Below are 21,717 nucleotides of genomic sequence, written 5' to 3'. Positions count from 1 at the left end.
TTACGCAGATTTAATTAAATACTTAAGTCCGTTACCATTAGCTAATTGTTTTAGCCATAATTCGGCTTGTTCTTTGTTTAACTGTTTGGCAAATTGCTTTGATTTAGTCCACCCGCATTTGCCGTTAGGTAGTTGCGTTAAATAAACACAACAGTCCAAATTTAAAATTACTAGGTTGTTCATTTCACATCCAATGGTTATCAAGATATTTAACCCGTAACAAACGCTTTTCTGTTACGGGAAAATCATTAACTGTTACCCGTTAACACCTGCGGGTTGCTTATTTTTGTTTCTCTTACCAACCTGAGACTCTAGTTCTTTTACCTTCAGTTCTAAAGAGTCTCTTTCAGCAACAAGAGCATCAACATCAATATCTACTTGTAGTTCAGATGTAGACTTTTCTTGTAGTTGAACTTGTAGCAATGTGATAGTTTCGTTGGCTTGTTTTAATTGTTCCTGAACAGTTGTTAACTGGGATTCAAGTACAAGTTTTTGACCAGATTCAGTCTGTAAATTTTGAATCTGTTCACGCATTTCCATAACTTCACGCTCACGGGCTTCTAGCTGACCATTTAATTTTGCAATTTCGCCGTCACGCTCTACAGCCTTACCTTGAATCTCAGCCATTTCAGCAATTTGTTTGCCAAGTTCATTATTCTTTAAAATCAAATCATTGCGCTCATTTTGTAAACCCTCTAGTTGTGCGCGGAAAGTCTCGGAATCAGCTAATTGTTGTTTATTAATGTTTAAGTAAGCTTCGCGTAACTCAATCCTTTGACGTTCAGCTTCAGCTTTATAAAATTCAAGCTCCATCCGAAGCTGTGGAAAGTCTTTAAGTTGAGTTTTCAGCAAGTCATTTTCGTTGACTAAAGTCTGAATGCGATCGCCAGCCACCGATGTATCAGCTTTTTGATAAGCCAACCGATATCCAGCGATCGCCATCTGTCGCTGTGCTTGTAGGTATTCTTCAGGAATATCCGAGTCATCCAATAACCCATCATCAGAAGCCTCTACAATCGCTGTAATTAGGTCTTTTTCACCCTTTCCAGACTTGAGTGCAGCCAAGTTCTCAGAGCGCCATTCTTTAAGTAACTGACAAACTGTCTCGGCACTGCCACCTAAGCCATAAATATGCTTGAGTGCGGCTTGTACGCTGCGAACCACGATCCCGATGCGGTTCTTTTGTAAAACACTACAAGCAACATCAACCATTTCTCGCGTGATTGCGTTGTGTCGCTGGTTTTTGTCTTCAAAGCCTGTTAAGTCCAAGGACTGGAATGTTGTTGGTAGTTTGGGCATAATTACCATTTTGGTTAGTATACTTACCAGTATACACATTAATGCTTACTTACCAAAATGGTAAGACAAAAAAATATTAATTTTTTTTAAAGGGCTTCTAAACGATCAGCGATCGCTCGAACAAGAACAGCAAGTTGTTCTTTTGATGCCCCCCTGATGGCAGAGAGAAGCCTATCTTGACCTGACACTTGCTGCTTACCATCTATATATTCAAGCAGCACCTCCAGACTTTCGCCTCTTAGTTCAGCTATTCTCTCTAGGTTTTGTCGTTTGGGTTCACTTTGGCAGTTTTCCCAGGCGATAACCGTAGGATGACTTACCCCTAAAGTACGAGCAAATTGTCTCAGATCCCTTTCTCCTCTAAGATTCTTGACAATTTCCGCAAAGCGTTGCCGTGATTCTTGATCCACAGGTTTTTCCGTATACATGGTAGATGCGATTCCATTTTTATAAAATTTCTGGTACTTATGCTGACCATTTTGGTAAGTAAGTTGATATAGTAAAGAGTGTCTACCAATCTGGTAATTACAAAAAACATGAAGTACGTAAGCGATAACAGGATTCAACAAACCATAACCTTAGATAAAGACTTAAATAAATCAATCAAGAAAGAAGCATCAAGACAAAACATGAAAATAAGTCACTTCATAGAAAAAATCTTGTCTGAATATTTGAAATCTAAAGTCAATGAAACAGATGCCCTCTAAAAGAGGAATACAATCATAGCACTGACATAAAGCAATAAATCTATCTAACTTTTAGGATTTTCAATAATCTAGAAGGAAAATACAGTGATTAATAAACTTCCAGTATTCTCAATATTTGACCACCTGGATAAATTGAATGTGTTGAAGCAAACGAGAAGCGAAATCATAGCATATTGTCCAGTGTGTGGTGACAATAATCTGAAAATTACTCTGAACGGAAAACACGCTGGGCGTTACGCTTGTTACTCTGGTGGATGTACATCGGAACAAATTAGAGAAGCGATCGCCCCCCTATCAGAAGCCCTTGAAAACGCTGGCATCAAATCATATAGAGGTTCAGGTAAACGCGGAAACCTCCGGGTTATTAATTCACCAGTCAAGGTCTACAAGCCAGCACCGTTGCCAGAGGGTGAAATAGTTCTTGCTGAGTTACCAGAAGTTCCAGAAACTTTACCAGCAATTCAAAAAGGACTCAACACGGAAATCACATATCAATATAGTTGTGACCAGTGGATTATCAGAACTGACTACTATAAAGAGACTGGTGAACGCGCCCGAAAAACTACAAAACCCTGGCACGTCAACGCAGACGGCAAAAATGTAAATTCCAAAGGGGATAATCCCTGGCCCATTTACCGTCTCTCGGAAGTTGAAGAATTTGCCTCTGGTAAATGGGTGCTGGGAGTTGAGGGAGAAAAATCAGTAGAAGCCGCAAGATTCCTCCAACTATGCGCTATCACCTGGATGGGGTCAGCGTGGGCAGAAGTTGATTTAGTTGGTGGGTTAATGGCGCTCAAGAAAGCAGGGGTTGTTGGGCTAGTTTATCTACCTGACAACGACGCACCAGGAGAAAAGAAAGCTCAAGCGATCGCTAACGCCGCCGCCAAAACACAATTCCCTTGCCTCATCCTCAACCCTCTAGAACTCTATGCAGATATGCCCGAAAAGGGCGACATTGCCGACTGGGTGTCAGCCAATGGAGATTGGACACGTGAGCAGTTTATTGAAAGAATGAATTGGCTCATTGGCGCTACATCTGAAAGACTTCCCTCAACTATTGAAGACCGCGAGGATTTAGGGGGTGGCGACGGTAGCAAGCCATTCGTTGAATCCTGGTGTGAGTCTCAATTCTCCGACTTGATAGCCGAGAAATACCGTGATCAACTCGCGTGGAATGTACAGGAAGAACAATGGTACAGATATTCTGAAAGTATTGATGGCATTTGGGGGAATGAAACCTCTGACGCTGTAGAACTGATTTGTGAAACTGAAATCAAGCCATATAAATATCAGTTTGCAGATTCCCACGGTAGGCCACACCCCATCTCACAAAAATTCACCTCTGGGGTTGAGCGTAAACTAAGAGCGAAATTAGCGGTCAAAGAATGGAACGAAATTAAGGGTTTGATTCCTCTAACCAACGGTGTTTTGAATCCTCAAACTTTTGAACTCGCTGAACACTGCCCAGGAAATAGGCTGACTTGGTGCTTACCTTATAACTACATAGCGATCGCCACCTGCCAACCGATTCTAGATTGGTTTAACTCCCAGGTTGGAGACCCCGGAACGATTCAAGTTTTACGGGCTTATCTTTACGCGATCGCCACTGGCAAGTACGAGTGGCAGCAATATCTAGAAGTAATTGGAAAGGGGGGGACAGGCAAGGGGACGTTTACCCGAATGGCTCAAGCTTTGATTGGGTTCCATAACACCCATTCAACAAAGCTGCAAAAGCTTGAAGGATCTAACTTTGAATCATCCTCACTCAAGGGAAAAAGGCTGTGTGTAATCACAGACTCAGAGCGATTTGCTGGTGAGGTTAGCATTCTCAAAGCGGCAACCGGGTCAGATTTGCTTCCTTATGAAAGGAAGTTTAAACAGTCCACCTCTGGATTTATTTATGAAGGAATGATTTTGGTCGCCGCCAATGAGCCAATATCGTCTGCGGATTATACATCCGGGCTTGAGCGACGCCGCATCACCGTGAGGTTTGACAACCAAGTTGAGCGCAAAAATCAGCGGACTTTGCTAGATTTTCGTGGCACTGGTGAAATGTTCGGAGAGTTCAGCGAGTACATTCCGGGCTTGCTTAATTGGGTATTGGGGATTGGTGAGTCTTGTGCCAGAGAACTTCTTAGAAACCACTGTGAAGCTTCGGACGCTCTCAACCAAGAAAAAGCAATTATGCTCACAGAAACCAACCCGTTGGCTGCTTGGGCTGATGATTGTTTGATAGCGGATGAGAGCGCGAAAACTTATGTAGGAATTGTGCAGAAAATCCGCCGCACAATTTCAGATACTGGGTCATCAGAATCTTGGGAAGAATATCGCAACGTCGATAGTTGGTTGTACGCCAATTATGCAAAATTTTCAGACCAAACAGGAACAAAATCGCTTTCACAGAAGCGTTTCACTAATCTGCTATTTGATTTGCTTTCGGCACAGTTGAAACTTCCTGCGATCGCCAAAAGCAGAGACAGAAACGGCTCATTCTTTGTCGGTGTCCGACTAAGAAATGACTGTGACAATGAATTATTACCGCTTGTAACGGGAATGTGCGACTTTACACAGAAAACCAGCGATTCTAGCACGGATGTGAGCGAGTGTGATGGGTCGTGTGATGGGTCGGTGATGGGTCACGTGACGGCTGAAGCGATTGCACAGCAAGCTTGTGACGGGTGTGATGGCAAAAATCAAAACTGTTTAGTTACTAACGAAAACATGAATAATTATCTAAGTACAAATTGCGATAGTACGGAAATACTAAGGGAACTATTTGACCCATCACAACCCATCACAGGGGACGAGGGAAAAACGAGTGAAACCTCCACTGTGCAAAGCTGTGACGGGTTGGTGACGGCAGAAAATGACCCATCACAAGTTGTAGAAGATAAATTTGCTGAAATGGTTCAAAATTTCCCGCTAGGACATTGGGTGACTTATACCGACAACAAGCTGGGTTTTGAACAGAACTATATTGCACAAATCACGAAGCATCTTCAATTAGGCTTTAATAAAGAGCCAAAATTAATTCTAGATGGCAGGAATAAGTCTAGCTTTTATGGATCTGTGAATCCTGATTATTGCCAACTTATGAGCCGAATAGAAATGCTTGAGTTGGGATTATCAATTATTTTGCCAAAGGATAAATAATATGGCTGAAACATTTCCTCAGCTTTTGAATCGGCTGGCAACAACTCATTTAAATAACAAAACAACCCAATACATCAAGCAATTAGAAATGATTGCCGAAGCTGCAAAATATGCTGCTAATCAAGATAGTGATTTTGTTGGAAAAGATGCGCTTTTAGAAACTCTAAAAAATTTACCAGAGGTAGCATGACAAATCCACATATTGACGAGAATGCGCTATATGAAAAACGGCAACAATTAAGGCAAGAATGCCATCAATTAATTGAACGTATTTTTTACCATAGAAACGGCTTAAAACTACTCGAAGGTGCGGCATCATATTTGAGAACTTTTGCCGAATATAAAGCTAATAGAAACGCAAGTTATCGCAGAAAACCAGAGAACAATAATCAGAATTAATGCTATCGCTTTTGATTTTTGATGATTTAAATGTGCAATAACAATGCTAAACCTACAATTAAGTTTGTTGGAAGAAACGCGATCGCCTATTGAAGTTCTGCTAAATGAACCAGCCCCCGATCCAAAATCACCGATAGTGGTTAGTTACGGAGGTGGTCGAAATTCCACAGCTTTGCTGATTCTATGTTGGAAGTTGGGCATTAAGCCCGATTTGATACTATTTGCCGACACAGGCGCAGAGAAAGCCGAAACCTACCAATACATTGAGATGTTTAGTAAATGGCTGGTTGAACGTGGAATGCCCCCGATAACTGTTGTCATCAGGACACCTTCTAAAGTATCAAGTAGACGCAAAGCATTAGTAGCCGCAATATCAAATTTGCAAATTCTGATACGATTGCAGATATTGTTACCTGATTCTAGGAATAACAAAACAATATTTGTTATCCAATGGTTGATTCATTGGTTTAATGTAGCGGGGTCGCAGTATACAACGTTAGAAGAGGAATGCCTAGTTAATCAAGCTTTGCCCAGTGTGGCCTATGGACACAAGAAATGCTCGATTGAGTGGAAGGTGAAGCCACAGAATGAATTTGTGGAGAATTGGGTTATAGAAAATGAATTTACTAGAGTTCCAGTTAGAAAATTCATTGGATTTCATGCTGCTGAAGTTCACAGGCTGATTGATAGAAAAACAAGACAGATTCGATCACTGACAGATGGCATTTACAGGATGGAATATCCATTGATGTTACATGGACTAGACAACTTAGCTTGCCAAGTTCTGATAATTTCTGTTGGTCTACCAATACCACCCAAGAGTAGTTGTGTGTTTTGCCCCAACGCCAAGCTTGAGGAAATCAGAACCATGAAACCTGAAGATAGAGCTAAGGCGCATTTGATTGAACAAGTTTGGCAAGATGGATGTCAAAAGCAAGACAGTTCTATCAAGGGTTTAGGACGTAGATTTAGCTGGAGAGATGTTGATAGTTTGTCAGGACTTGAGGAAGTAGCGATCGGATCTGTACAAGAATCTCGCCAATGTCATTGTATAGATTAACGTCAGTTGACTAGGGACTAGGGATTGGGGACTGGGATCTGAGAACTATCGACTATCGACTAATGACTGATACCCAATCCTCAATACCCAATCGTCAATACCCAATCCTCAATACCCAATCCTCAATACCCAATCCTCAATACCAGTTATGGAAAACATTGAACCAAAGTTACGGTTAATTTCCTGTAATTTAGATAACGAGTAGCACAGAAGTGTTATCCCAGATTGAATATTAAAAGACAAAATCCCAAAAATCCATCAACTAAAATATAAACTAATCAAAACAGGCTAAAAAAAATGACAGAAACAGCAACACAAGTTTTAATACGTACTTCTCAAAGGTGGTACAAAATTAGGCATTTAGATTCAAATACAAGAAGGCGGTTGATGTTACTGTCACAGGAGGACTTTGAAATAGAGCTTGAGATTCTCAAACCCGCAGCTTAATTTCTAAGATTTCGCCATTTAAAACTGTTACGTAATCAACTAATTCTGTGTATATCAGTCGTTTATCTTTCCAGGGTGTTTCATCCCAAAAGCTAGGATTAGCGGTAACAAATGAAAGAACCTCAAACAATTCATTGTTGACTTGGTTAATTGTGATTGCTTTTTGTTTTATTAGCTGTATTTCTAAAATGGTATCGTCAATTGCATTTTGAATTATTGGAGTTAGAGGCATTAACTTAAGTGCTTTTAGTTGCTCTTGTCTCGCAATTAATTCAGGGCTGTCCTGCTGATCAATATTTGAATTAGTAACTGCATATTCTTTAATCTCTGCGTGTCTTTTTACTAAAGATTTATCAACCGCCGCAATAATATCTGGCAGATAGGTACTAATTCTGTTCTTGCAGAAGTCGCCACCCATATTTTCATGCTTTTTGCAGCGTATTCTGTAAGTAGAATAACTTTTTTTACAAAAGCATTTGTAACCGCAGCTTCCACAAATTATTTGTCCTGCCAGAGGGAGAATTTCAGTTTCTTTTTTGTTACCGTAGCTATACTTAAATTTGTTTTCTTGAAGTTTTCTGACTATTTTTCTAAATGTATTTTCAGTAATTAAAGGCTGGTGTGTATTTTCTTGTATTTCCCATTCATCAGGACGGGAAAGATTTGCTTTAATGCCATATGCAGTATGCCCACGCAGCACGGGATTCGTTAACCAATATTTTAAACCTGCGGCTGTCCAGGTTAAGCCGTAGGTAGCAAGAAGATATTGGGCTGTGCTTCTGAGTGTACCTTTTTCGCTAAGGAAATAATCAACAATATCAGAAGCGATCGCCCATTTACTTTTCCCTTGAATCTCAGAGAAATCAGGAGCATATTTTTCATCAACCCGACAATAACCGAATGGCGGACGGGGGGATGCTTTTTTCTGCTCCCTGAAAAATTCCATACCGTTCTTGATTCGATTAGCAAGTAGTCTGGATTCAAATTCAGCGAGTCCAGCCATTTGGTTAACAGAAAACCAGCCGAAGGGCGAGGAAGGGTCAACGGGGGCATCTAAAACCGTGAGCTTAATCCCGTATTCTTCAAAGATAGCGATCGCCTTGTGAATCCCAACTACACTGCGTCCTAATCGGTCTATTCTAGTGCAGATTACCTCGCTAACTTTACCCTGCTTGCAAAGTGTCAGCATTTTGTTAAATTCCTTGCGTTTGTCCGAGCGTCCTGACTCGACATCTGAGAAAATCATGACAGCACCAGCCTTTTCTACTCGTGCTGTTTGCTGATCTAAAGCATTGCCTTCGTCTTGCTCACGGGTCGAAACCCTCACATAGCCTATTTTCATTGTCAATCCTCATGTCCATATTGTAAAGATAGCACTACCCGTTTGATGCTCCACTCCAAAGCTCAAACCACCGTATTACACTTGGCTGCTGAACGCGGTGCAGTAGAAGACTTAGAACTCGAAGAAGTAATGCTCACCGGTTTCCGTGGTGTTAAGTGCGTAGAGTCTGGTGGTCCTGAACCCGGTGTAGGTTGCGCTGGTCGTGGTATCATCACCGCTATTAACTTCTTGGAAGAAAACGGTGCTTACACAGACCTAGACTTCGTTTCCTACGACGTATTGGGTGACGTTGTGTGCGGTGGTTTCGCTATGCCTATCCGTGAAGATTAAGCCCTGTTTGCCAGAGTTTTTATTATGCAATTAAGTTAGGATTTTGTTTTTATATTGCCCTGTTTTTGCCCTGGGGAAAAGTAGAAAAATTAGTAATTTCTTGTGTTTATATCCTTTTGTTTACCCTATATTATCCCTATTGTCAAGTTCAATACAAAAATTTTGATAAATGGGTTACTGATGAATAGTTTACTATTTATCTTTACCTATGACAGTCTTTATAAAGCAGAATAGTTGGCTTTAATGTATATTACTGTTTATGATAAAATTAAAGGCTGAGATAAAAAATATTCTAGTAAAATTAAAGATATATGGTTAAACTAAAAATTCCCGATATTATGCCAGACATAACAGACGAAGATGCCATTAATCATATTTTTCGCTACTTAAAAAAGAATCGGCAAGTACAAGATTTTTTAATAAATAAATTAATAGAGTCTGTTTTAGAAGAAAATAAGCCTCCTAACTTGGAGATTCAATCAGGATATCTTCAGCCGATAAGTTATGATACTGTAACTGGTTCTGAAGCATTCTATGATGCTGCTTGGCATCTTTGTTCTAGAAATATACTAAGACCATATCCAGTCAATGAGCATGATGAGCTTAAATACCCTGTAAATTTTAGTGGCAAGTTTGTAGTAACACAATATGGTCGAACCTGGTTGGAAAAATTTGATCAGAATAACTGTACTCCCTCAGAATACGGACGATTTTCTCAACTTTTTAATGATCGAGTTCACTTGTTTGGTGCAGGTTACAATTCTCGAAGTCAGGAAGCAATCAAATGCTATCGTTCGCAAAGCTACCTTGCATGTTGTGTAATGTGTGGTTCTGCCTATGAATCAATTCTGTTAGCTCTTGCAATCAAGAAAAAAGGAAATGAAGATGAAATTTTAAGGATGTACAATGCTAGCAAAGGTCGTAGTAGAGTTGAAAACGATCTTATAGGGCAAAAAAATCAATTTATTCAGAAAGAGTTTACTAGATATACGGATTTATTGAAGTATTGGCGAGATGATGCTTCTCATGGAGCAGTCTCTAGCATACAAGAAGAAGAAGCATATACTTCTCTAATTCTCTTGCTACGTTTTGTTCTGTTTGCTGAGAAAAATTGGACTGAATTAACAAGCCCTTAGTTACTGGCGTTATCACTATATATTGAAGGAATGGCATTCCTGTTATTGTATTTGATAAGGATGCGATCGGTTGTTGGGTATGTGGGTTATGGGTGCGATCGCTTTTGTAATGTTATGAGTTATGAGAGCGATACTTGGGGAAAAGTGATCGCACTTCTACTGCTTGGTTTGCGGAAGGCGATCGCCAAGCTAGAATGGTTGAGCATTCATCTGAGTATGAACATTGTTATGAGTAAAAAAACGGGGTTGATATAATGCACAGTTCAATATCTACTCACTTAACTATCGAAATCGAACAAGAAGATGATGGTAGTTGGATTGCAGAAGTTTTAGAAATACCGGGTGTTTTGGCGTATGGTGAGACTCAACAACAAGCAATATCCCATGTCCAGGCGTTAGCTCTACGAGTCATTGCGGACAAACGAGAACATCGAGAAATGAGGGTTGCTGAATCAGAGTATGAAATATGAAATTAGCTTTTATTTTTCTTTGTAACTTTGCGTCTTTGCGTGATGCAAATTCATATTTTCAATCAGCAACGCCGAGAAATAGGCAGGCGATCGCTTCTCCATTAAATAGTTTATAAAAAATATTATTTGTGAGAACCCACGCTAACACAATTCAACTTGCTATTATCGTAGGAAAGGCATCAAATCTTTAATCAGTTGCAATATGTCTCTCAATCACTTGATACCTGCTGTCAGCCAGCTATCCCACCAAGACAAACTACGTCTCATCCATTTTCTCTTGTTAGAGGTGGCAAAAGAAGAAGGATGCAATTTAGAACCAACTGAGAATCAAACATCGGAAAACCTGCTGCTAGAGCAATTAGCATCAACCGAAGCTGTTGTCTGGTCTCCTTATGATGCTCATGAAGCTGCCCAAACATTATCTGATATGCTTACCGCACACAAGGAAGAAAACAATGCTTGAGGGTAGAAGATTTCCCTTCATTGAGCGAAGTAATATTCCTGGCGTTTCTAGTACGATGCCTTATTTACCATTGACATTGACTTACAAAAACCGTTCACTGGAAGCTATGGCTTTGTTAGACACAGGTGCAAGTGTTAATGTTTTGCCTTACGAATTAGGTCTACAACTAGGAGCAGTTTGGGAAGAGCAAACAGTCCCAATCAAGTTAACCGGAAATCTAGCTAATTTTCCAGCACAGGGATTAATTCTATCAGCTACAGTTGCTGAATTTCCTTCTGTTTTGCTAGCATTTGCTTGGACAGAATCTAGAGAAGCACCTATGATACTCGGACACATGAACTTTTTTGCAGAGTTTGATGTCTGTTTTTACCGTGCAGATTTAACATTCGAGGTACGCCCAAGAGTAAAACCATAAAGCGATATCTGCAATAAGTTAGGCGAGCAAACTATTCACAACCCATCTTCTAGTCACGCCCTAACTCCTCGGCTAATTCTTCAGGAGTGACTTGAAACGGCGAAACTTGATAGCGATGCAGTGCTTCTAAAAACTGGTGACGGCTAACTCCAGCAATTTCCGCCGCTTTCGATTGGGAAACCATACCCACCTCATACCATTTAACAGCCGCCGCTAAACGCATTTCCTGAACAAAAGTTTCTGGGTTACTGCGAAGTGCAGAAAACACATCATTAGGCAGTTCAATACTAACTTGTATACTCATAGGTTAATTTATGATTACAGATTTTTCTTACACTAACATTACTCCTACTCAATACACAGGATTTTTTATAAGAAATTCGCCATTTCTAAATTAAATCACCAAATTTAAAAACTAACTGTCTTATTCTCTGTGCCTCTGCGTCTCTGTGTTAAATAAATCCATCCTCTAATCACCAACACCAACAATTTAACCCTAAAATCCATCATCCATTTTGCAACATCCAAACCAACATCCCCAAAATTTCCTCCACAGGAGGTAAAGGATAATCTAACAAATCAATAGTTACAAGACTATCTTCAAGCTTCAGAAATCGCCACTGTGTACCACTGCTAATCGAACCATAAACAGTCGAAATTGGACGATTTTTCTCTGCATTAAACCTTTGTGCAGCAATCATCTCTGCAATACATTGTCCAAATCCAGTTCTTGAGTCAGCCTTTTTCGCCTCAACGATTACAAGTACAGGCGCTTCAATTTCCAAGACTTCAGTAGAACGAGTTAATAAAAAACCACACATTCCATCGAGTCCAATTGACTCATCAACTGTAAAATCCTCGCCGGAAAATAAACTAACTTGCCGATTTAATATCCTTCTTACTTCTAATAATACGGGGTAAATAATCCCCTGCGATCGCGCTTTTTCACTTGCCGAAGAAGCAAGGGGAAGACTTTCCTCCAGGTAAGCTTTAAGTGTCGCAGATGGTTCAATTGCTTCAACAGCCGGAATAAATCGTCCACCCTCCTGTGTTTTCAACCCAAAAGCCTCTTTAACCTTACTAATATTCGTAAACTGACTGTAAGGCATAGCTGATCAATTCCTTATCTCAAATTTTTACCTTTGCCCATTTGCCAGAAAAAATTTACCTCCTATCTTAGCCATTATATCCTTTGCTAGCAATATTAAATATCTTAAATCATCTGCGTTTATCTGCGTTTATCTGCGTTTAATTATTATTATCTGTACCTTCCAGGCACAGATACATCTTCAATTCATCATCCGTATCAAATCTTGATTTTCTACCAACAACCGCAACCTTTCATTTTCCAACCGCAACTGCTCATTTTCCTGCTGAAGCTGAATAGCGATATCTTGCAACTCTTGCACCCTAGACTTTTTCTTAATAGCTTCCTCAATAGCTACCTTGCGATTTTCCAAACTAAACCACTTTTGATAAATTGATGTGTGCATATTCACCGAATGACCCAAATTATCAGCAGCAGCTTTGATAGGTATCCCCATTAAATGCGCCCTAATTGCCCAAGCATGGCGTAAATCATAAGGTTGAAAAGGAATACCCACAAATCTAAACCATCGGTCTGTGCCATGTCGAGCCGAATTAATTTGTTTACTGGAAACTTTATCTTTTATCTTCGCTTCTAATAACTCAATTGCTTCTATATCCGTTTTTAAATTAAAAGTCTCCACCCAACGCGGGTATAATGGCAAAGCTTCCCTTTCGCCTGTTTTGCATTCTTCATTCACCCGCCAAGTATTCATATTATTATCTGCTGATAACCACCAATCTAAATCAGGATTGAGAAAAATTTCTCTAGGTCTTAAACCATAGGTAGCTAACATTCCATATACCCAACGCCACAGTTGCCAATTATTTCTATCTTCCCTTGTCAGCAATTTACTGGGACGGTTCAGCGCGTAAGTTTCAAATTTGAGATATTCCTGCTCTATCTCTGCATCACTGGGTATATCACGCTTACGTGTAGCACTAGGTTTAATTTTTAAATTACTTAATTCTGGAACTTCTAACCCAGAACATTTACACAATACCCGAATAACTTTAATTAACTCATTTTTTACACTATCCGATGAAGTACAACATTGCACAGCCTCAATAAAATTAACATTGGTCGCTGGTTTATCCTTCGGTAAGTGCGTTTGAGCAATATAGTGATAACTACTAAATGTATTCTCACTCTTCAAAGTCCGTTTTCTAGTTTGAAAATAATTTTGCTCGAAATCTGCAATCAAATCACCAATGATTTTTGCCTTAACTTTGTTCCGAGTTTTGCCTAAATATTTATCAGTCCATTGAAACTGTTTTCTGGCAATTAATTTCCCTAACTCATAAGCTTCTTCTTCCGCCGTATTTAAACCATCAAAATTAAACGGAATACCCAAGGAAATATCATATTGTTTTGTTCCTATACCTTTTTTATCAATATCCCCTGGTTTAATAGGTAAAGTGCTTCTGAGTTGCAGTGAATATCCAGATTTCCTGACAGAAACATTCACCCTCGCCCCCTTCAGTCTAGCATTTACCGCCTTTAATTCCGCCTCTAATTTTGCCGCTAAATGATTTTCTTGCTCAATTACTGCCTGCATTCTGCCTATATATCCTCCATCCGTGATGGCTGTTTGTTGAAAATCGGCAAATGCTTCCTGTGTTCTGTCCATACCCTAGATTTACCCTAATAAAAAAACTGTCCACCATTGACAATGATGACAGCAAACATTGTTAAAAATGAACATTTTAGGCTATAATGATAATATTGTCGCTCTTACTCGTGAAGGTAAAGCACAAGAAATCTACATCGTTACCTCTGGTGAAATGATGGCGATGTACGCTGCAAACAACATCGCTCGCGGTATTTTGAAATATGCTCACTCCGGCGGTGTACGCTTGGGTGGTTTGATCTGTAACAGCCGTAAAGTTGACCGTGAAGCTGAGTTGATCGAAAACTTGGCTGAACGTTTGAACACCCAAATGATTCACTTCGTACCTCGTGACAACATCGTTCAACACGCTGAATTGCGTCGTATGACCGTTAACGAGTACGCTCCTGAAAGCAACCAATCTAACGAATACCGCGCATTAGCTAAGAAGATCATCAACAACGAAAAACTGACAATTCCTACTCCAATGGAAATGGATGAGTTGGAAGCTCTGTTGATCGAATACGGTATCCTTGACGATGATACCAAGCACGCAGAAATCATCGGTAAGCCCGCTAACGCTAAATAGGTAATACCGTAACTTGGAGATACGGAGACAGGAAGATTAGGGAGCAATTCCTCTTCCACTCTCCCTTCCCCACTCTCCTTCTCCATCTCCGCAAATATCCTTCTATTTCCCATTCATAAAGAGTCACTGAGGCAGACTATGACACCTCCAGAAAACAAGAACCTAGTAGAAGAAAATAAGGAACTTATCCAAGAAGTTCTCAAAGCTTATCCAGAAAAATCTCGCAAAAAACGCGAGAAGCACCTCAACGTTCACGAAGAAAACAAGTCTGACTGCGGCGTTAAGTCTAACATCAAATCTGTTCCTGGTGTAATGACCGCGCGTGGTTGTGCTTATGCAGGTTCCAAGGGTGTGGTTTGGGGGCCTATTAAGGACATGATCCACATCAGCCACGGGCCTGTAGGTTGCGGTTACTGGTCATGGTCTGGTCGTCGTAATTACTACGTTGGTGTAACTGGTATCAACTCTTTTGGTACTATGCACTTCACCTCAGACTTCCAAGAACGCGACATCGTGTTCGGTGGTGACAAAAAACTAACTAAACTCATCGAAGAACTCGAAGTTCTATTCCCACTAAACCGTGGTGTTTCCATTCAATCTGAATGTCCCATCGGTCTAATTGGGGATGACATCGAAGCTGTTGCTAAGAAAGCTTCTAAACAAATTGGTAAGCCTGTAGTACCCCTACGTTGCGAAGGTTTCCGTGGTGTATCTCAGTCTTTAGGACACCACATCGCTAACGACGCTATCCGTGACTGGATCTTCCCTCAATTTGACAAGGCTAAGAAGGAAAACAAAATTGACTTCGAGCCAAGCCCATACGACGTAGCTTTAATCGGTGACTACAACATCGGTGGTGACGCTTGGGCAAGCCGGATGTTGTTGGAAGAAATGGGTTTACGTGTAGTAGCTCAATGGTCTGGTGATGGTACTCTTAACGAGTTGATCCAAGGGCCTGCTGCTAAGTTAGTCCTCATCCACTGCTACCGTTCTATGAACTACATCTGCCGTAGTTTGGAAGAACAATACGGTATGCCTTGGATGGAGTTCAATTTCTTCGGCCCCACCAAGATTGCTGCTTCTTTACGTGAAATTGCAGCTAAGTTTGATTCCAAGATTCAAGAAAACGCCGAGAAGGTAATTGCTAAGTACACTCCAATCATGAATGCTGTGGTTGAGAAGTACCGCCCCCGCTTGGAAGGTAACACCGTAATGCTGTACGTAGGTGGTCTACGTCCTCGTCACGTTGTTCCCGCTTTTGAAGACTTGGGTATCAAGGTTATCGGTACAGGTTACGAGTTCGCTCACAACGACGACTACAAACGTACCACTCACTACATCGATAACGCTACCATCATTTACGATGACGTTACCGCTTACGAGTTCGAGGAGTTCGTAAAAGCTAAGAAGCCTGATTTAATCGCTTCTGGTATTAAAGAGAAGTACGTCTTCCAAAAGATGGGTCTTCCCTTCCGTCAAATGCACTCTTGGGATTACTCCGAACCTAGCGATAGGGTGCAGATGTCAGGGAAGATAAGGTTTTTTAGTGGTGGGAGAAAAATGAGTCTATTTTTAGCCTAAATGCAGGTTTTAGGGTTGGCTAAGGACAATATATTTTGGCAGCTTTAGACAATATAACTCTTGTGGGGTTTGGTTTTTAGGTTTTGTTAGGTTTTGGTGATATTGAAATTGTAAAGTGAAAAACTATTTTAACAGAGGTTTTTTAGATTAACTTGGGGCGATCGCACTTGCTTAATGAGATAATTAGGGTGCGATCGCTCCAAAATTTCACCCATTGGATAGTGATGACTGTTTCTACTTAATAGAACGAAAATGCTCACTTTCTATCCAATTATTTATTATGTCGTTTCTTATCAGTTCTAAGAGTAAGACTGCCAAGAACAAGTCGGGCTAAATCGTCAGCTTTTTTAGATTGTTCTGCTGCTAAAGTTCGCAGCGTAAACTCTTGCTCAACAGCATCACCAATTTGATTTTGAAGCTCCTGTGGTGGAACAATTATTTTTAGTTCTAGTAATCTTGATGGATTTATTCTTTGAAGACCTGTTGCACCTGTAACATTTGCTATCGCTTGGCGCGTGAAGTGATCAGAACGCAAGGCTCGAAACAGATAATAGAGGTTTATCTCAACTTCTGGTTTTTTCCTTAAGACAATTAATTCAGTTGATGCTACTGCGTTGGTTACATCTTCCGTTACCAACGCAATTTTTTTGTTTGCTAAAGTAGGCATGACTTTTGCAAACAAAATATCATGCTTTTGAAATCTATTTTTTGTACTTCCAATTTCACCTCCTGAATTAATTTTAAATCTTAATATATATCCATAAATTTCATCTATTTCTGCACAATCTATGTACTCAAATATTTCTCGCGCATATTTACTAGAACGTGGATTGATGCTTTTTGATACTACTTCTACAAAGTTCCCTAATGGCTGTTGTTCAAAATCTCCTACCTGATCGTGTAAATACTGTGTATATGCAGCACCAGCATCAATAGTGTCAATATTATTGGCTGAATCTTCTGTGATTGTTAAAATTAGAGGCTCTGTTTGAATTAACTGTATACTCATTGTAATTTGTTATCCACATTATAATAGGCTTCAGAAATGATAGGTAAATCATTAAAATCTACCTCTCTATAATACTTTGATGTAATATCATAACCCACATTTTCTGCTTGTGCCAAAAAACGTTTCCTATTGTCTTTCGGAGTTTTCTTCAAATATAAAACACAAGTCCGAGCGTTAGAACCTCCAAAGGGTTTAAATGCTCCGACAGGCAAACTTATACACGCATGAATATGAGCGTTAGTTTTGATAAAATTTCGGATTTCTGTTTCCGAAACTCCACTTGCAACACCATGAGGTAAAATTACAAGCAATCGACCAGTTTGAGGTTTTAATAGTCGGATAGCTCTCTCTAAAATGAGATAATCTGAACCTTGAGAGGCTTGGCCACGTCCTAGCTCATACCTGTTAAGAGTTGCAGCATCTTGATAGGGCCTATTGAATGGAGGATTGATAAGAATTAAATCAAATTTTGCTGAATTGTTTTGTTCAATGGCTGAAAAATTAGTTCTTCGTCCATCTGTATTTTCAAAAAAGTCTTCCCGAATTGAGTCACCTGTATAAATATGTTCATAACCATCTCCATGCAAAATCATATTGATTCTGCACAACGTAGCTAGACGTGGATTTATCTCAATGCCCCATAAATGATTTGTTACAAGGTCATTTATTAATTGCTCCTTTTCATTTTGCGCTATATTAAGTGAGCGAACTTTCTTACGAACATTCATGAAGGTTCTAATTAAAAAACCACCACTACCACATGATAAATCGAGGACTTTTTCACCTATTTTTATATCGGCTATTTCAACCATAAACTCAACTAATTGTCTAGGAGTCAGATATTGGCCTAAGTCACCACGAAGTGTACCTGTAAGAAAAGCCTCGTAAACAGAACCAACCACATCGCCACCAGCTCCTGCTAAACCAAGAGGTGTCTTAAATCCATACAGCCCAAATGGTTCTAACTCACGGACAATTTTCTCAACAGTTTCATTAGCTCTAATTTGAATTTGTGTACCAGTAGGAAAAACATTAAAAGTTTGCTTTGCGTCAGCAAACATTTGTTGCAAAGCAACAAGTGGACTACTACCTAAGAGCCACTGAGAAGTAAAGCGATTTGTCGCAAGACCTTCAGCTGCCCTTTTCTCCTCATTAAATTTGCAGGTAAGGATCTTAGTTAGTTCATCAAATGCAGACTCGGCAATAAGTCCTTCCTTAGCCAACTCGTTGCGGCATTCTCTAAATGCCGTTTCTAAATCACTTTTATTTTCAATGGTTACAAGAAGTCTTTCAGCAGCTTGTCGCTTTTGTAATTGAATTGGAGTGCTTGGAATTGCAACTACTACACTCTCAAGTTCTTGTGGCTCCGGTATTGATTCTAAACTACCAATATCATCTCTATCTAAATAGTAAACTTCCCAATCACGTCCATTAGTTAAAACAGCAATTGGTGTGGGTGGTTCAAGGAGTTGGGCATAGGAAAGCACCTGATTAACATCCTCTTCTTTCAAGCGATGTTGAATTCGCTTAGTTTCAATGACAAAAGCTGGATGCTCATTAATGTATATAACAATATCAGCTTGTTTTCTAAAGCGATGTCCTGAAGTTCCAGTAATTGAGACTTTGCGACGTATTTGATTTTTTTCATAGCCCAGTCTTTGCAGAAAAGGGATCACAATATTTTCGGCACAATCGTCTTCTGAATTTAAAGGCGGTGCGCTGCGAAATATATCTTCAAGAATAGCTTTTTTATTTAGTGGCATATCATCTACTTGTACTTCCTTCGCAATGGACATGAGAATTAAGATTACTGCAATATAAGCCAGTATGCAAATCTAAGATTAGTATTTCATGGAAAATAGGGATAACTCCTGCGAGTGGTATTGACTTAATGATCACACTTACCACTAAAAAATCTAATTAAACTGTTCAATCTTTGATTAACAATAAAGGTATAGCTGGCTGGTTGCTAAGGTTTCCTGCTAATTGAATAATAGCGGGAGCGATCGCTCTGGGCAATGCTGACGTTCACACTTTGTAGCTAGAGGAGGCGAGATGATATGAATTAGGCGATCGCTTTGATATGCTCCGCCAAAGTACCAAGCTACTATTGTAAGCTTAATTACTGCTAAAAAATTATATATATCTTCATTCCATGAAATCTTTCCTTTGGCAAGCCAATAAACAAAAGGATGTGCTTTAACACCGTAAGAACTAACGCCTAACTTATCAGCAGCAATACAAACAGTACCAGAGCCTGCAAATGGATCAAGAATAATTTGAGGCTCTAAATCTTTGATTAACTCTTCAACCCAAGCGGCGGAAAAACCAGCAGAATAACGAAACCACCTATGGACAGGTAGTTTCATATTGTCGATAAAACTACCTGTTCTTTCTCTAACAATTTTTGGACAATCATCAGAACTGGGGTTAAACAGTTGAAGTTGAAAAGGATTAGTCATTAAAAAATGATACGATTTGTTTTTGTGGCTCAGTCTGGGAAAGCAAAGCCAGTCCTTGGGTCACGAATGTACAAACCTAGTGTAAGCGATCGCATTACCTCATCCCAAACAGGTATCAACTGCTCTGCTTGATCTGCCCAATAATCGAACGTAATCAAGCATTGCACATTTGACCCCAAACCAATGCAAATCCGGGAAAAAGCTTCCCTTGGTTCTTCTTGAGTGTCGATAAACTTAATCTCCGTCCAGACAACTCTGGCGGTTTGGCGCTTGAGGCTAATGATTTCGCCTTTCTCAATCACATCACGACTGTCATCTTCTACCACTTTTTTTAAGGTAGCTTTCAGGGGAAACAGACTCCAGTCGTTGGGGGGGAGTTGATTAAAAGATACTTCCAGACAGCAATCATCGTGAGGCGGTTTTTTATCGCTGAATTTGAAGGATTTTTCTTGCGGCTCAAAATGCCAATCTTCGGGGACATTGAAGCGAACAGCACCCCGATTAGCGACAAATATTTTGTAACCTGATGGTGATTCCCAGCGATGGTCAGGTTTTAGGTCTAGCGTTTCTTTAATCCACTGGAGATTGCTTTTTTTCCGCTTTGCCATAGTGTTTTTGCCAATCTGCTATTCTTGCGATGGAATCTGACCAGAGGTTATCGCCTAGTTTGTAGGCAATTCCCAACTTTGTTTCATAGTAGCAAATTGTCTATTTAGCGATGGCTAAGTTTTTTGACTTGTCTGCAACAGCCAGTAGATGAAGGCGATCACCTACGGTGGAGCGTAGCCCATCGCATAAAATAAATCAATGCACCCAGACAATGCAAAGGTCAAACCCAGTTCACCAAGCAACCAAAATGTGAAGAAGAGAATGGCGATCGCAATTTTGGCGGCGGCGACGACTGCAATGAACAACGGTTCAGGCTTGGCTGCAAAAGCTAGCCACAAGTACCCTACACCAAATATCAGAATCCAAGATGATATAGTTCCCAGATACAGAAGATGAGCATTTTGAGGCAGTCCAGAGAGTTTTTGTTGACCGAATCAGGGTAATGCAAATATAACTGCTCCCAGTAAATTGAAGATTGCAGTCGATATCAACAAGTAGCAGAACCATGTTTCCATAATGTTTTGATGATGTGTGCAGTGTAGGATTGCTGAAGGATGGAGCGAAACAGCAACAGGCGATCGCTCTTTGACCAAAGTTATTATAATTTTAGTTAACAATTAGGAGTTTTAGCACAAGGAATCCGAGATTAAAAGCAAGTGATCGCCACAATTTGCCTTGGGGTTATTTTTGAGTAAAATAGTTTTGGCTGCTAGTAGGGAACGCAATTCAACTCAAACACATCATCATCTTCACTTTCACTTAAATCTGTGACAAAATATTATTGTTATCCTAGAGCCAATGCGATCAGTTAAGACTTATGGTTTCTACTATCAAACATCGCTACACTTTGGATGAATATCGTGCGCTTGAGGAAAAAGCAGAAGGACGCAATGAGTATCGAGATGGAGAAATAGTACCCATACCCGGAGGAACTCTCAAACACAGCCGCATAGGCGGGAACATATTGACTTATTTTACATCCATTTTACGTGATACTCAATTTGAACCAATCAATAGCGATTTGCGGCTGTGGATACCTGAATATAGACGCGGAGTATATCCAGATGTGATGATTTTTGATGGCGAACCACAACTTAATGAAAATCGCTCAGATGAAGTCTTAAACCCTATTTTAATTGTTGAAGTTCTATGTCCATCTACCGCAGATTACGACAGACAAAGTAAGTTTCGGATGTATCGTTCAATTACAAGCTTTACAGAATATTTATTAGTAGAACAGGATGAGCCTTTTATTGAACGTTACAGCAAGCAAACCCAAGGCTGGTTATTGAGTGAATTTAACGGTTTGGATGGTTCTATTTCTTTAGATTCAGTTGGTAAGGAGTTGGCGATCGCCGAAATTTACCGTGGTGTTGTTTTTGAATAAAATTCGCCTATGGATATGCTTTTTATTTCGGTATCTATTGAGGCGATCGCTCTTTTAGCAGTAATATTCTGTAGGGTGCGTCAGCGTTAACTGATATTCATGATGAAATAGTATACTCAAGCTGACGCACCCCATATTATAGTAGTCATAGCTTGTATCCGTT

General features: G+C 40.0%; 24 protein-coding genes and 2 pseudogenes. 13 read left to right on the top strand and 13 right to left on the bottom strand.

Annotated elements, in window-relative coordinates:
- The 3 genes from H6G83_RS04270 to H6G83_RS04260 all read right to left on the bottom strand — a co-directional run bounded on the left by H6G83_RS04270 (position 1) and on the right by H6G83_RS04260 (position 1,727).
- Positions 1-183 (bottom strand): hypothetical protein, encoded by a 183-nt coding sequence (locus H6G83_RS04270; RefSeq protein ID WP_190467465.1) that lies wholly within the window; start codon positions 181-183, stop codon positions 1-3.
- Between the two features lie 72 nt (positions 184-255).
- Positions 256-1,299, bottom strand: coding sequence for a hypothetical protein (locus tag H6G83_RS04265; RefSeq protein WP_190467462.1), 1,044 nt, complete (start codon positions 1,297-1,299; stop codon positions 256-258).
- A gap of 86 nt (positions 1,300-1,385) precedes the next feature.
- Positions 1,386-1,727, bottom strand: coding sequence for a helix-turn-helix transcriptional regulator (locus tag H6G83_RS04260; RefSeq protein WP_190467459.1), 342 nt, complete (start codon positions 1,725-1,727; stop codon positions 1,386-1,388).
- Positions 1,728-2,090: 363 nt separating this feature from the next.
- On the opposite strand from H6G83_RS04260, the gene H6G83_RS35135 reads away from it, so the two are divergent.
- Genes H6G83_RS35135 through H6G83_RS04240 form a run of 4 tightly spaced genes read left to right on the top strand, consistent with a single transcriptional unit; the run spans position 2,091 to position 6,618 of the window.
- Positions 2,091-5,159 carry a DUF5906 domain-containing protein gene (locus H6G83_RS35135; protein ID WP_190467456.1) on the top strand — a complete coding sequence of 1,023 codons (3,069 nt, stop codon included), beginning with the start codon at positions 2,091-2,093 and terminating at the stop codon, positions 5,157-5,159.
- A gap of 1 nt (position 5,160) precedes the next feature.
- Positions 5,161-5,349, top strand: coding sequence for a hypothetical protein (locus H6G83_RS04250; protein ID WP_190467453.1), 189 nt, complete (start codon positions 5,161-5,163; stop codon positions 5,347-5,349).
- Positions 5,346-5,558, top strand: a complete 213-nt coding sequence (locus tag H6G83_RS04245) for a hypothetical protein (protein WP_190467450.1) — start codon at positions 5,346-5,348, stop codon at positions 5,556-5,558. Before H6G83_RS04250 ends, H6G83_RS04245 begins: the two co-directional genes overlap by 4 nt.
- A gap of 43 nt (positions 5,559-5,601) precedes the next feature.
- Positions 5,602-6,618, top strand: a complete 1,017-nt coding sequence (locus H6G83_RS04240; protein WP_190467448.1) for a phosphoadenosine phosphosulfate reductase domain-containing protein — start codon at positions 5,602-5,604, stop codon at positions 6,616-6,618.
- Between the two features lie 430 nt (positions 6,619-7,048).
- Here H6G83_RS04240 and xisF read toward each other — a convergent pair whose 3' ends face one another.
- Entirely contained in the window at positions 7,049-8,407 is a 1,359-nt protein-coding gene (xisF, locus tag H6G83_RS04235; RefSeq protein WP_190467445.1) for a fdxN element excision recombinase XisF, read from the bottom strand.
- A 24-nt stretch (positions 8,408-8,431) separates the two neighbouring features.
- Here xisF and nifH (H6G83_RS04230) point away from each other — a divergent pair.
- The 6 genes and pseudogenes from nifH (H6G83_RS04230) to H6G83_RS04205 form a co-directional block, all read left to right on the top strand.
- Positions 8,432-8,731, top strand: a pseudogene (gene nifH / locus H6G83_RS04230) (nitrogenase reductase); the annotation flags it as partial.
- Between the two features lie 317 nt (positions 8,732-9,048).
- The gene (locus H6G83_RS04225) at positions 9,049-9,873 is read left to right on the top strand and encodes a hypothetical protein (RefSeq protein WP_190467442.1); all 825 of its coding nucleotides are present in this window, start codon (positions 9,049-9,051) and stop codon (positions 9,871-9,873) included.
- 30 nt (positions 9,874-9,903) lie between these two features.
- Positions 9,904-10,128, top strand: coding sequence for a hypothetical protein (locus tag H6G83_RS04220; RefSeq protein WP_190467439.1), 225 nt, complete (start codon positions 9,904-9,906; stop codon positions 10,126-10,128).
- A complete protein-coding gene (locus H6G83_RS04215; RefSeq protein WP_190467436.1) occupies positions 10,128-10,343 on the top strand; it encodes a type II toxin-antitoxin system HicB family antitoxin in 216 nt (71 codons plus the stop codon). The genes H6G83_RS04220 and H6G83_RS04215 overlap by 1 nt, the downstream gene beginning before the upstream one ends.
- A 202-nt stretch (positions 10,344-10,545) precedes the next feature.
- A complete protein-coding gene (locus tag H6G83_RS04210; RefSeq protein ID WP_190467433.1) occupies positions 10,546-10,806 on the top strand; it encodes a hypothetical protein in 261 nt (86 codons plus the stop codon).
- The gene (locus H6G83_RS04205) at positions 10,799-11,221 is read left to right on the top strand and encodes a pepsin/retropepsin-like aspartic protease family protein (RefSeq protein WP_190467428.1); all 423 of its coding nucleotides are present in this window, start codon (positions 10,799-10,801) and stop codon (positions 11,219-11,221) included. The genes H6G83_RS04210 and H6G83_RS04205 overlap by 8 nt, the downstream gene beginning before the upstream one ends.
- A gap of 49 nt (positions 11,222-11,270) precedes the next feature.
- Here H6G83_RS04205 and H6G83_RS04200 read toward each other — a convergent pair whose 3' ends face one another.
- From H6G83_RS04200 to H6G83_RS04190, 3 genes are all read right to left on the bottom strand, one after another.
- A complete protein-coding gene (locus H6G83_RS04200) occupies positions 11,271-11,525 on the bottom strand; it encodes a UPF0175 family protein (RefSeq protein WP_190467425.1) in 255 nt (84 codons plus the stop codon).
- 202 nt (positions 11,526-11,727) lie between these two features.
- On the bottom strand, positions 11,728-12,330 hold the full coding sequence (locus tag H6G83_RS04195) for a hypothetical protein (RefSeq protein WP_190467422.1): 603 nt from the start codon (positions 12,328-12,330) through the stop codon (positions 11,728-11,730).
- Between the two features lie 180 nt (positions 12,331-12,510).
- A complete protein-coding gene (locus H6G83_RS04190; RefSeq protein WP_190467419.1) occupies positions 12,511-13,938 on the bottom strand; it encodes an integrase in 1,428 nt (475 codons plus the stop codon).
- A 109-nt stretch (positions 13,939-14,047) separates the two neighbouring features.
- Between H6G83_RS04190 and nifH (H6G83_RS04185) the strand changes: the two are divergent.
- Positions 14,048-14,506, top strand: a pseudogene (gene nifH, locus H6G83_RS04185) (nitrogenase reductase); the annotation flags it as partial.
- 138 nt (positions 14,507-14,644) lie between these two features.
- A complete protein-coding gene (nifD, locus tag H6G83_RS04180; RefSeq protein WP_190467416.1) occupies positions 14,645-16,087 on the top strand; it encodes a nitrogenase molybdenum-iron protein alpha chain in 1,443 nt (480 codons plus the stop codon).
- A 128-nt stretch (positions 16,088-16,215) separates the two neighbouring features.
- Here nifD and H6G83_RS35795 read toward each other — a convergent pair whose 3' ends face one another.
- The 6 genes from H6G83_RS35795 to H6G83_RS04155 all read right to left on the bottom strand — a co-directional run bounded on the left by H6G83_RS35795 (position 16,216) and on the right by H6G83_RS04155 (position 20,505).
- Positions 16,216-16,347, bottom strand: a complete 132-nt coding sequence (locus H6G83_RS35795; protein WP_277876278.1) for a hypothetical protein — start codon at positions 16,345-16,347, stop codon at positions 16,216-16,218.
- Positions 16,348-16,358: 11 nt separating this feature from the next.
- Positions 16,359-17,096, bottom strand: a complete 738-nt coding sequence (locus H6G83_RS04175) for a restriction endonuclease subunit S (RefSeq protein ID WP_190467413.1) — start codon at positions 17,094-17,096, stop codon at positions 16,359-16,361.
- On the bottom strand, positions 17,093-18,892 hold the full coding sequence (locus H6G83_RS04170) for an N-6 DNA methylase (RefSeq protein WP_199328311.1): 1,800 nt from the start codon (positions 18,890-18,892) through the stop codon (positions 17,093-17,095). Before H6G83_RS04170 ends, H6G83_RS04175 begins: the two co-directional genes overlap by 4 nt.
- A gap of 186 nt (positions 18,893-19,078) precedes the next feature.
- The gene (locus H6G83_RS04165) at positions 19,079-19,558 is read right to left on the bottom strand and encodes a DNA methyltransferase (protein WP_190467410.1); all 480 of its coding nucleotides are present in this window, start codon (positions 19,556-19,558) and stop codon (positions 19,079-19,081) included.
- A gap of 29 nt (positions 19,559-19,587) precedes the next feature.
- Positions 19,588-20,166 carry a hypothetical protein gene (locus H6G83_RS04160; RefSeq protein WP_190467407.1) on the bottom strand — a complete coding sequence of 193 codons (579 nt, stop codon included), beginning with the start codon at positions 20,164-20,166 and terminating at the stop codon, positions 19,588-19,590.
- 162 nt (positions 20,167-20,328) lie between these two features.
- Complete coding sequence (locus H6G83_RS04155) at positions 20,329-20,505, bottom strand: hypothetical protein (protein WP_190467404.1); 177 nt, start codon at positions 20,503-20,505, stop codon at positions 20,329-20,331.
- A gap of 479 nt (positions 20,506-20,984) precedes the next feature.
- On the opposite strand from H6G83_RS04155, the gene H6G83_RS04150 reads away from it, so the two are divergent.
- Positions 20,985-21,554: a Uma2 family endonuclease gene (locus H6G83_RS04150; protein ID WP_190467401.1), complete on the top strand. Its 570-nt coding sequence runs from the start codon at positions 20,985-20,987 to the stop codon at positions 21,552-21,554.
- Positions 21,555-21,717: the final 163 nt, after the last annotated feature.

This window comes from Anabaena azotica FACHB-119, from assembly GCF_014697625.1.
Classification (GTDB): Bacteria; Cyanobacteriota; Cyanobacteriia; order Cyanobacteriales; family Nostocaceae; genus Trichormus; species Trichormus azoticus_A.
Note: the sequence above shows the minus strand (reverse complement) of the source record. Positions and strands in the feature narration are given on the sequence as shown.

Coding starts and splice junctions, on each gene's coding strand:
- H6G83_RS04270 (WP_190467465.1), bottom strand. CDS start 183: ATGAACAACCTAGTAATTTTAAATTTGGACTGTTGTGTTTATTTAACG.
- H6G83_RS04265 (WP_190467462.1), bottom strand. CDS start 1,299: ATGCCCAAACTACCAACAACATTCCAGTCCTTGGACTTAACAGGCTTT.
- H6G83_RS04260 (WP_190467459.1), bottom strand. CDS start 1,727: ATGTATACGGAAAAACCTGTGGATCAAGAATCACGGCAACGCTTTGCG.
- H6G83_RS04250 (WP_190467453.1), top strand. CDS start 5,161: ATGGCTGAAACATTTCCTCAGCTTTTGAATCGGCTGGCAACAACTCAT.
- H6G83_RS04245 (WP_190467450.1), top strand. CDS start 5,346: ATGACAAATCCACATATTGACGAGAATGCGCTATATGAAAAACGGCAA.
- H6G83_RS04240 (WP_190467448.1), top strand. CDS start 5,602: ATGCTAAACCTACAATTAAGTTTGTTGGAAGAAACGCGATCGCCTATT.
- xisF (WP_190467445.1), bottom strand. CDS start 8,407: ATGAAAATAGGCTATGTGAGGGTTTCGACCCGTGAGCAAGACGAAGGC.
- H6G83_RS04225 (WP_190467442.1), top strand. CDS start 9,049: ATGGTTAAACTAAAAATTCCCGATATTATGCCAGACATAACAGACGAA.
- H6G83_RS04220 (WP_190467439.1), top strand. CDS start 9,904: ATGGCATTCCTGTTATTGTATTTGATAAGGATGCGATCGGTTGTTGGG.
- H6G83_RS04215 (WP_190467436.1), top strand. CDS start 10,128: ATGCACAGTTCAATATCTACTCACTTAACTATCGAAATCGAACAAGAA.
- H6G83_RS04210 (WP_190467433.1), top strand. CDS start 10,546: ATGTCTCTCAATCACTTGATACCTGCTGTCAGCCAGCTATCCCACCAA.
- H6G83_RS04205 (WP_190467428.1), top strand. CDS start 10,799: ATGCTTGAGGGTAGAAGATTTCCCTTCATTGAGCGAAGTAATATTCCT.
- H6G83_RS04200 (WP_190467425.1), bottom strand. CDS start 11,525: ATGAGTATACAAGTTAGTATTGAACTGCCTAATGATGTGTTTTCTGCA.
- H6G83_RS04195 (WP_190467422.1), bottom strand. CDS start 12,330: ATGCCTTACAGTCAGTTTACGAATATTAGTAAGGTTAAAGAGGCTTTT.
- H6G83_RS04190 (WP_190467419.1), bottom strand. CDS start 13,938: ATGGACAGAACACAGGAAGCATTTGCCGATTTTCAACAAACAGCCATC.
- nifD (WP_190467416.1), top strand. CDS start 14,645: ATGACACCTCCAGAAAACAAGAACCTAGTAGAAGAAAATAAGGAACTT.
- H6G83_RS04175 (WP_190467413.1), bottom strand. CDS start 17,096: ATGAGTATACAGTTAATTCAAACAGAGCCTCTAATTTTAACAATCACA.
- H6G83_RS04170 (WP_199328311.1), bottom strand. CDS start 18,892: ATGTCCATTGCGAAGGAAGTACAAGTAGATGATATGCCACTAAATAAA.
- H6G83_RS04165 (WP_190467410.1), bottom strand. CDS start 19,558: ATGACTAATCCTTTTCAACTTCAACTGTTTAACCCCAGTTCTGATGAT.
- H6G83_RS04160 (WP_190467407.1), bottom strand. CDS start 20,166: ATGGCAAAGCGGAAAAAAAGCAATCTCCAGTGGATTAAAGAAACGCTA.
- H6G83_RS04150 (WP_190467401.1), top strand. CDS start 20,985: ATGGTTTCTACTATCAAACATCGCTACACTTTGGATGAATATCGTGCG.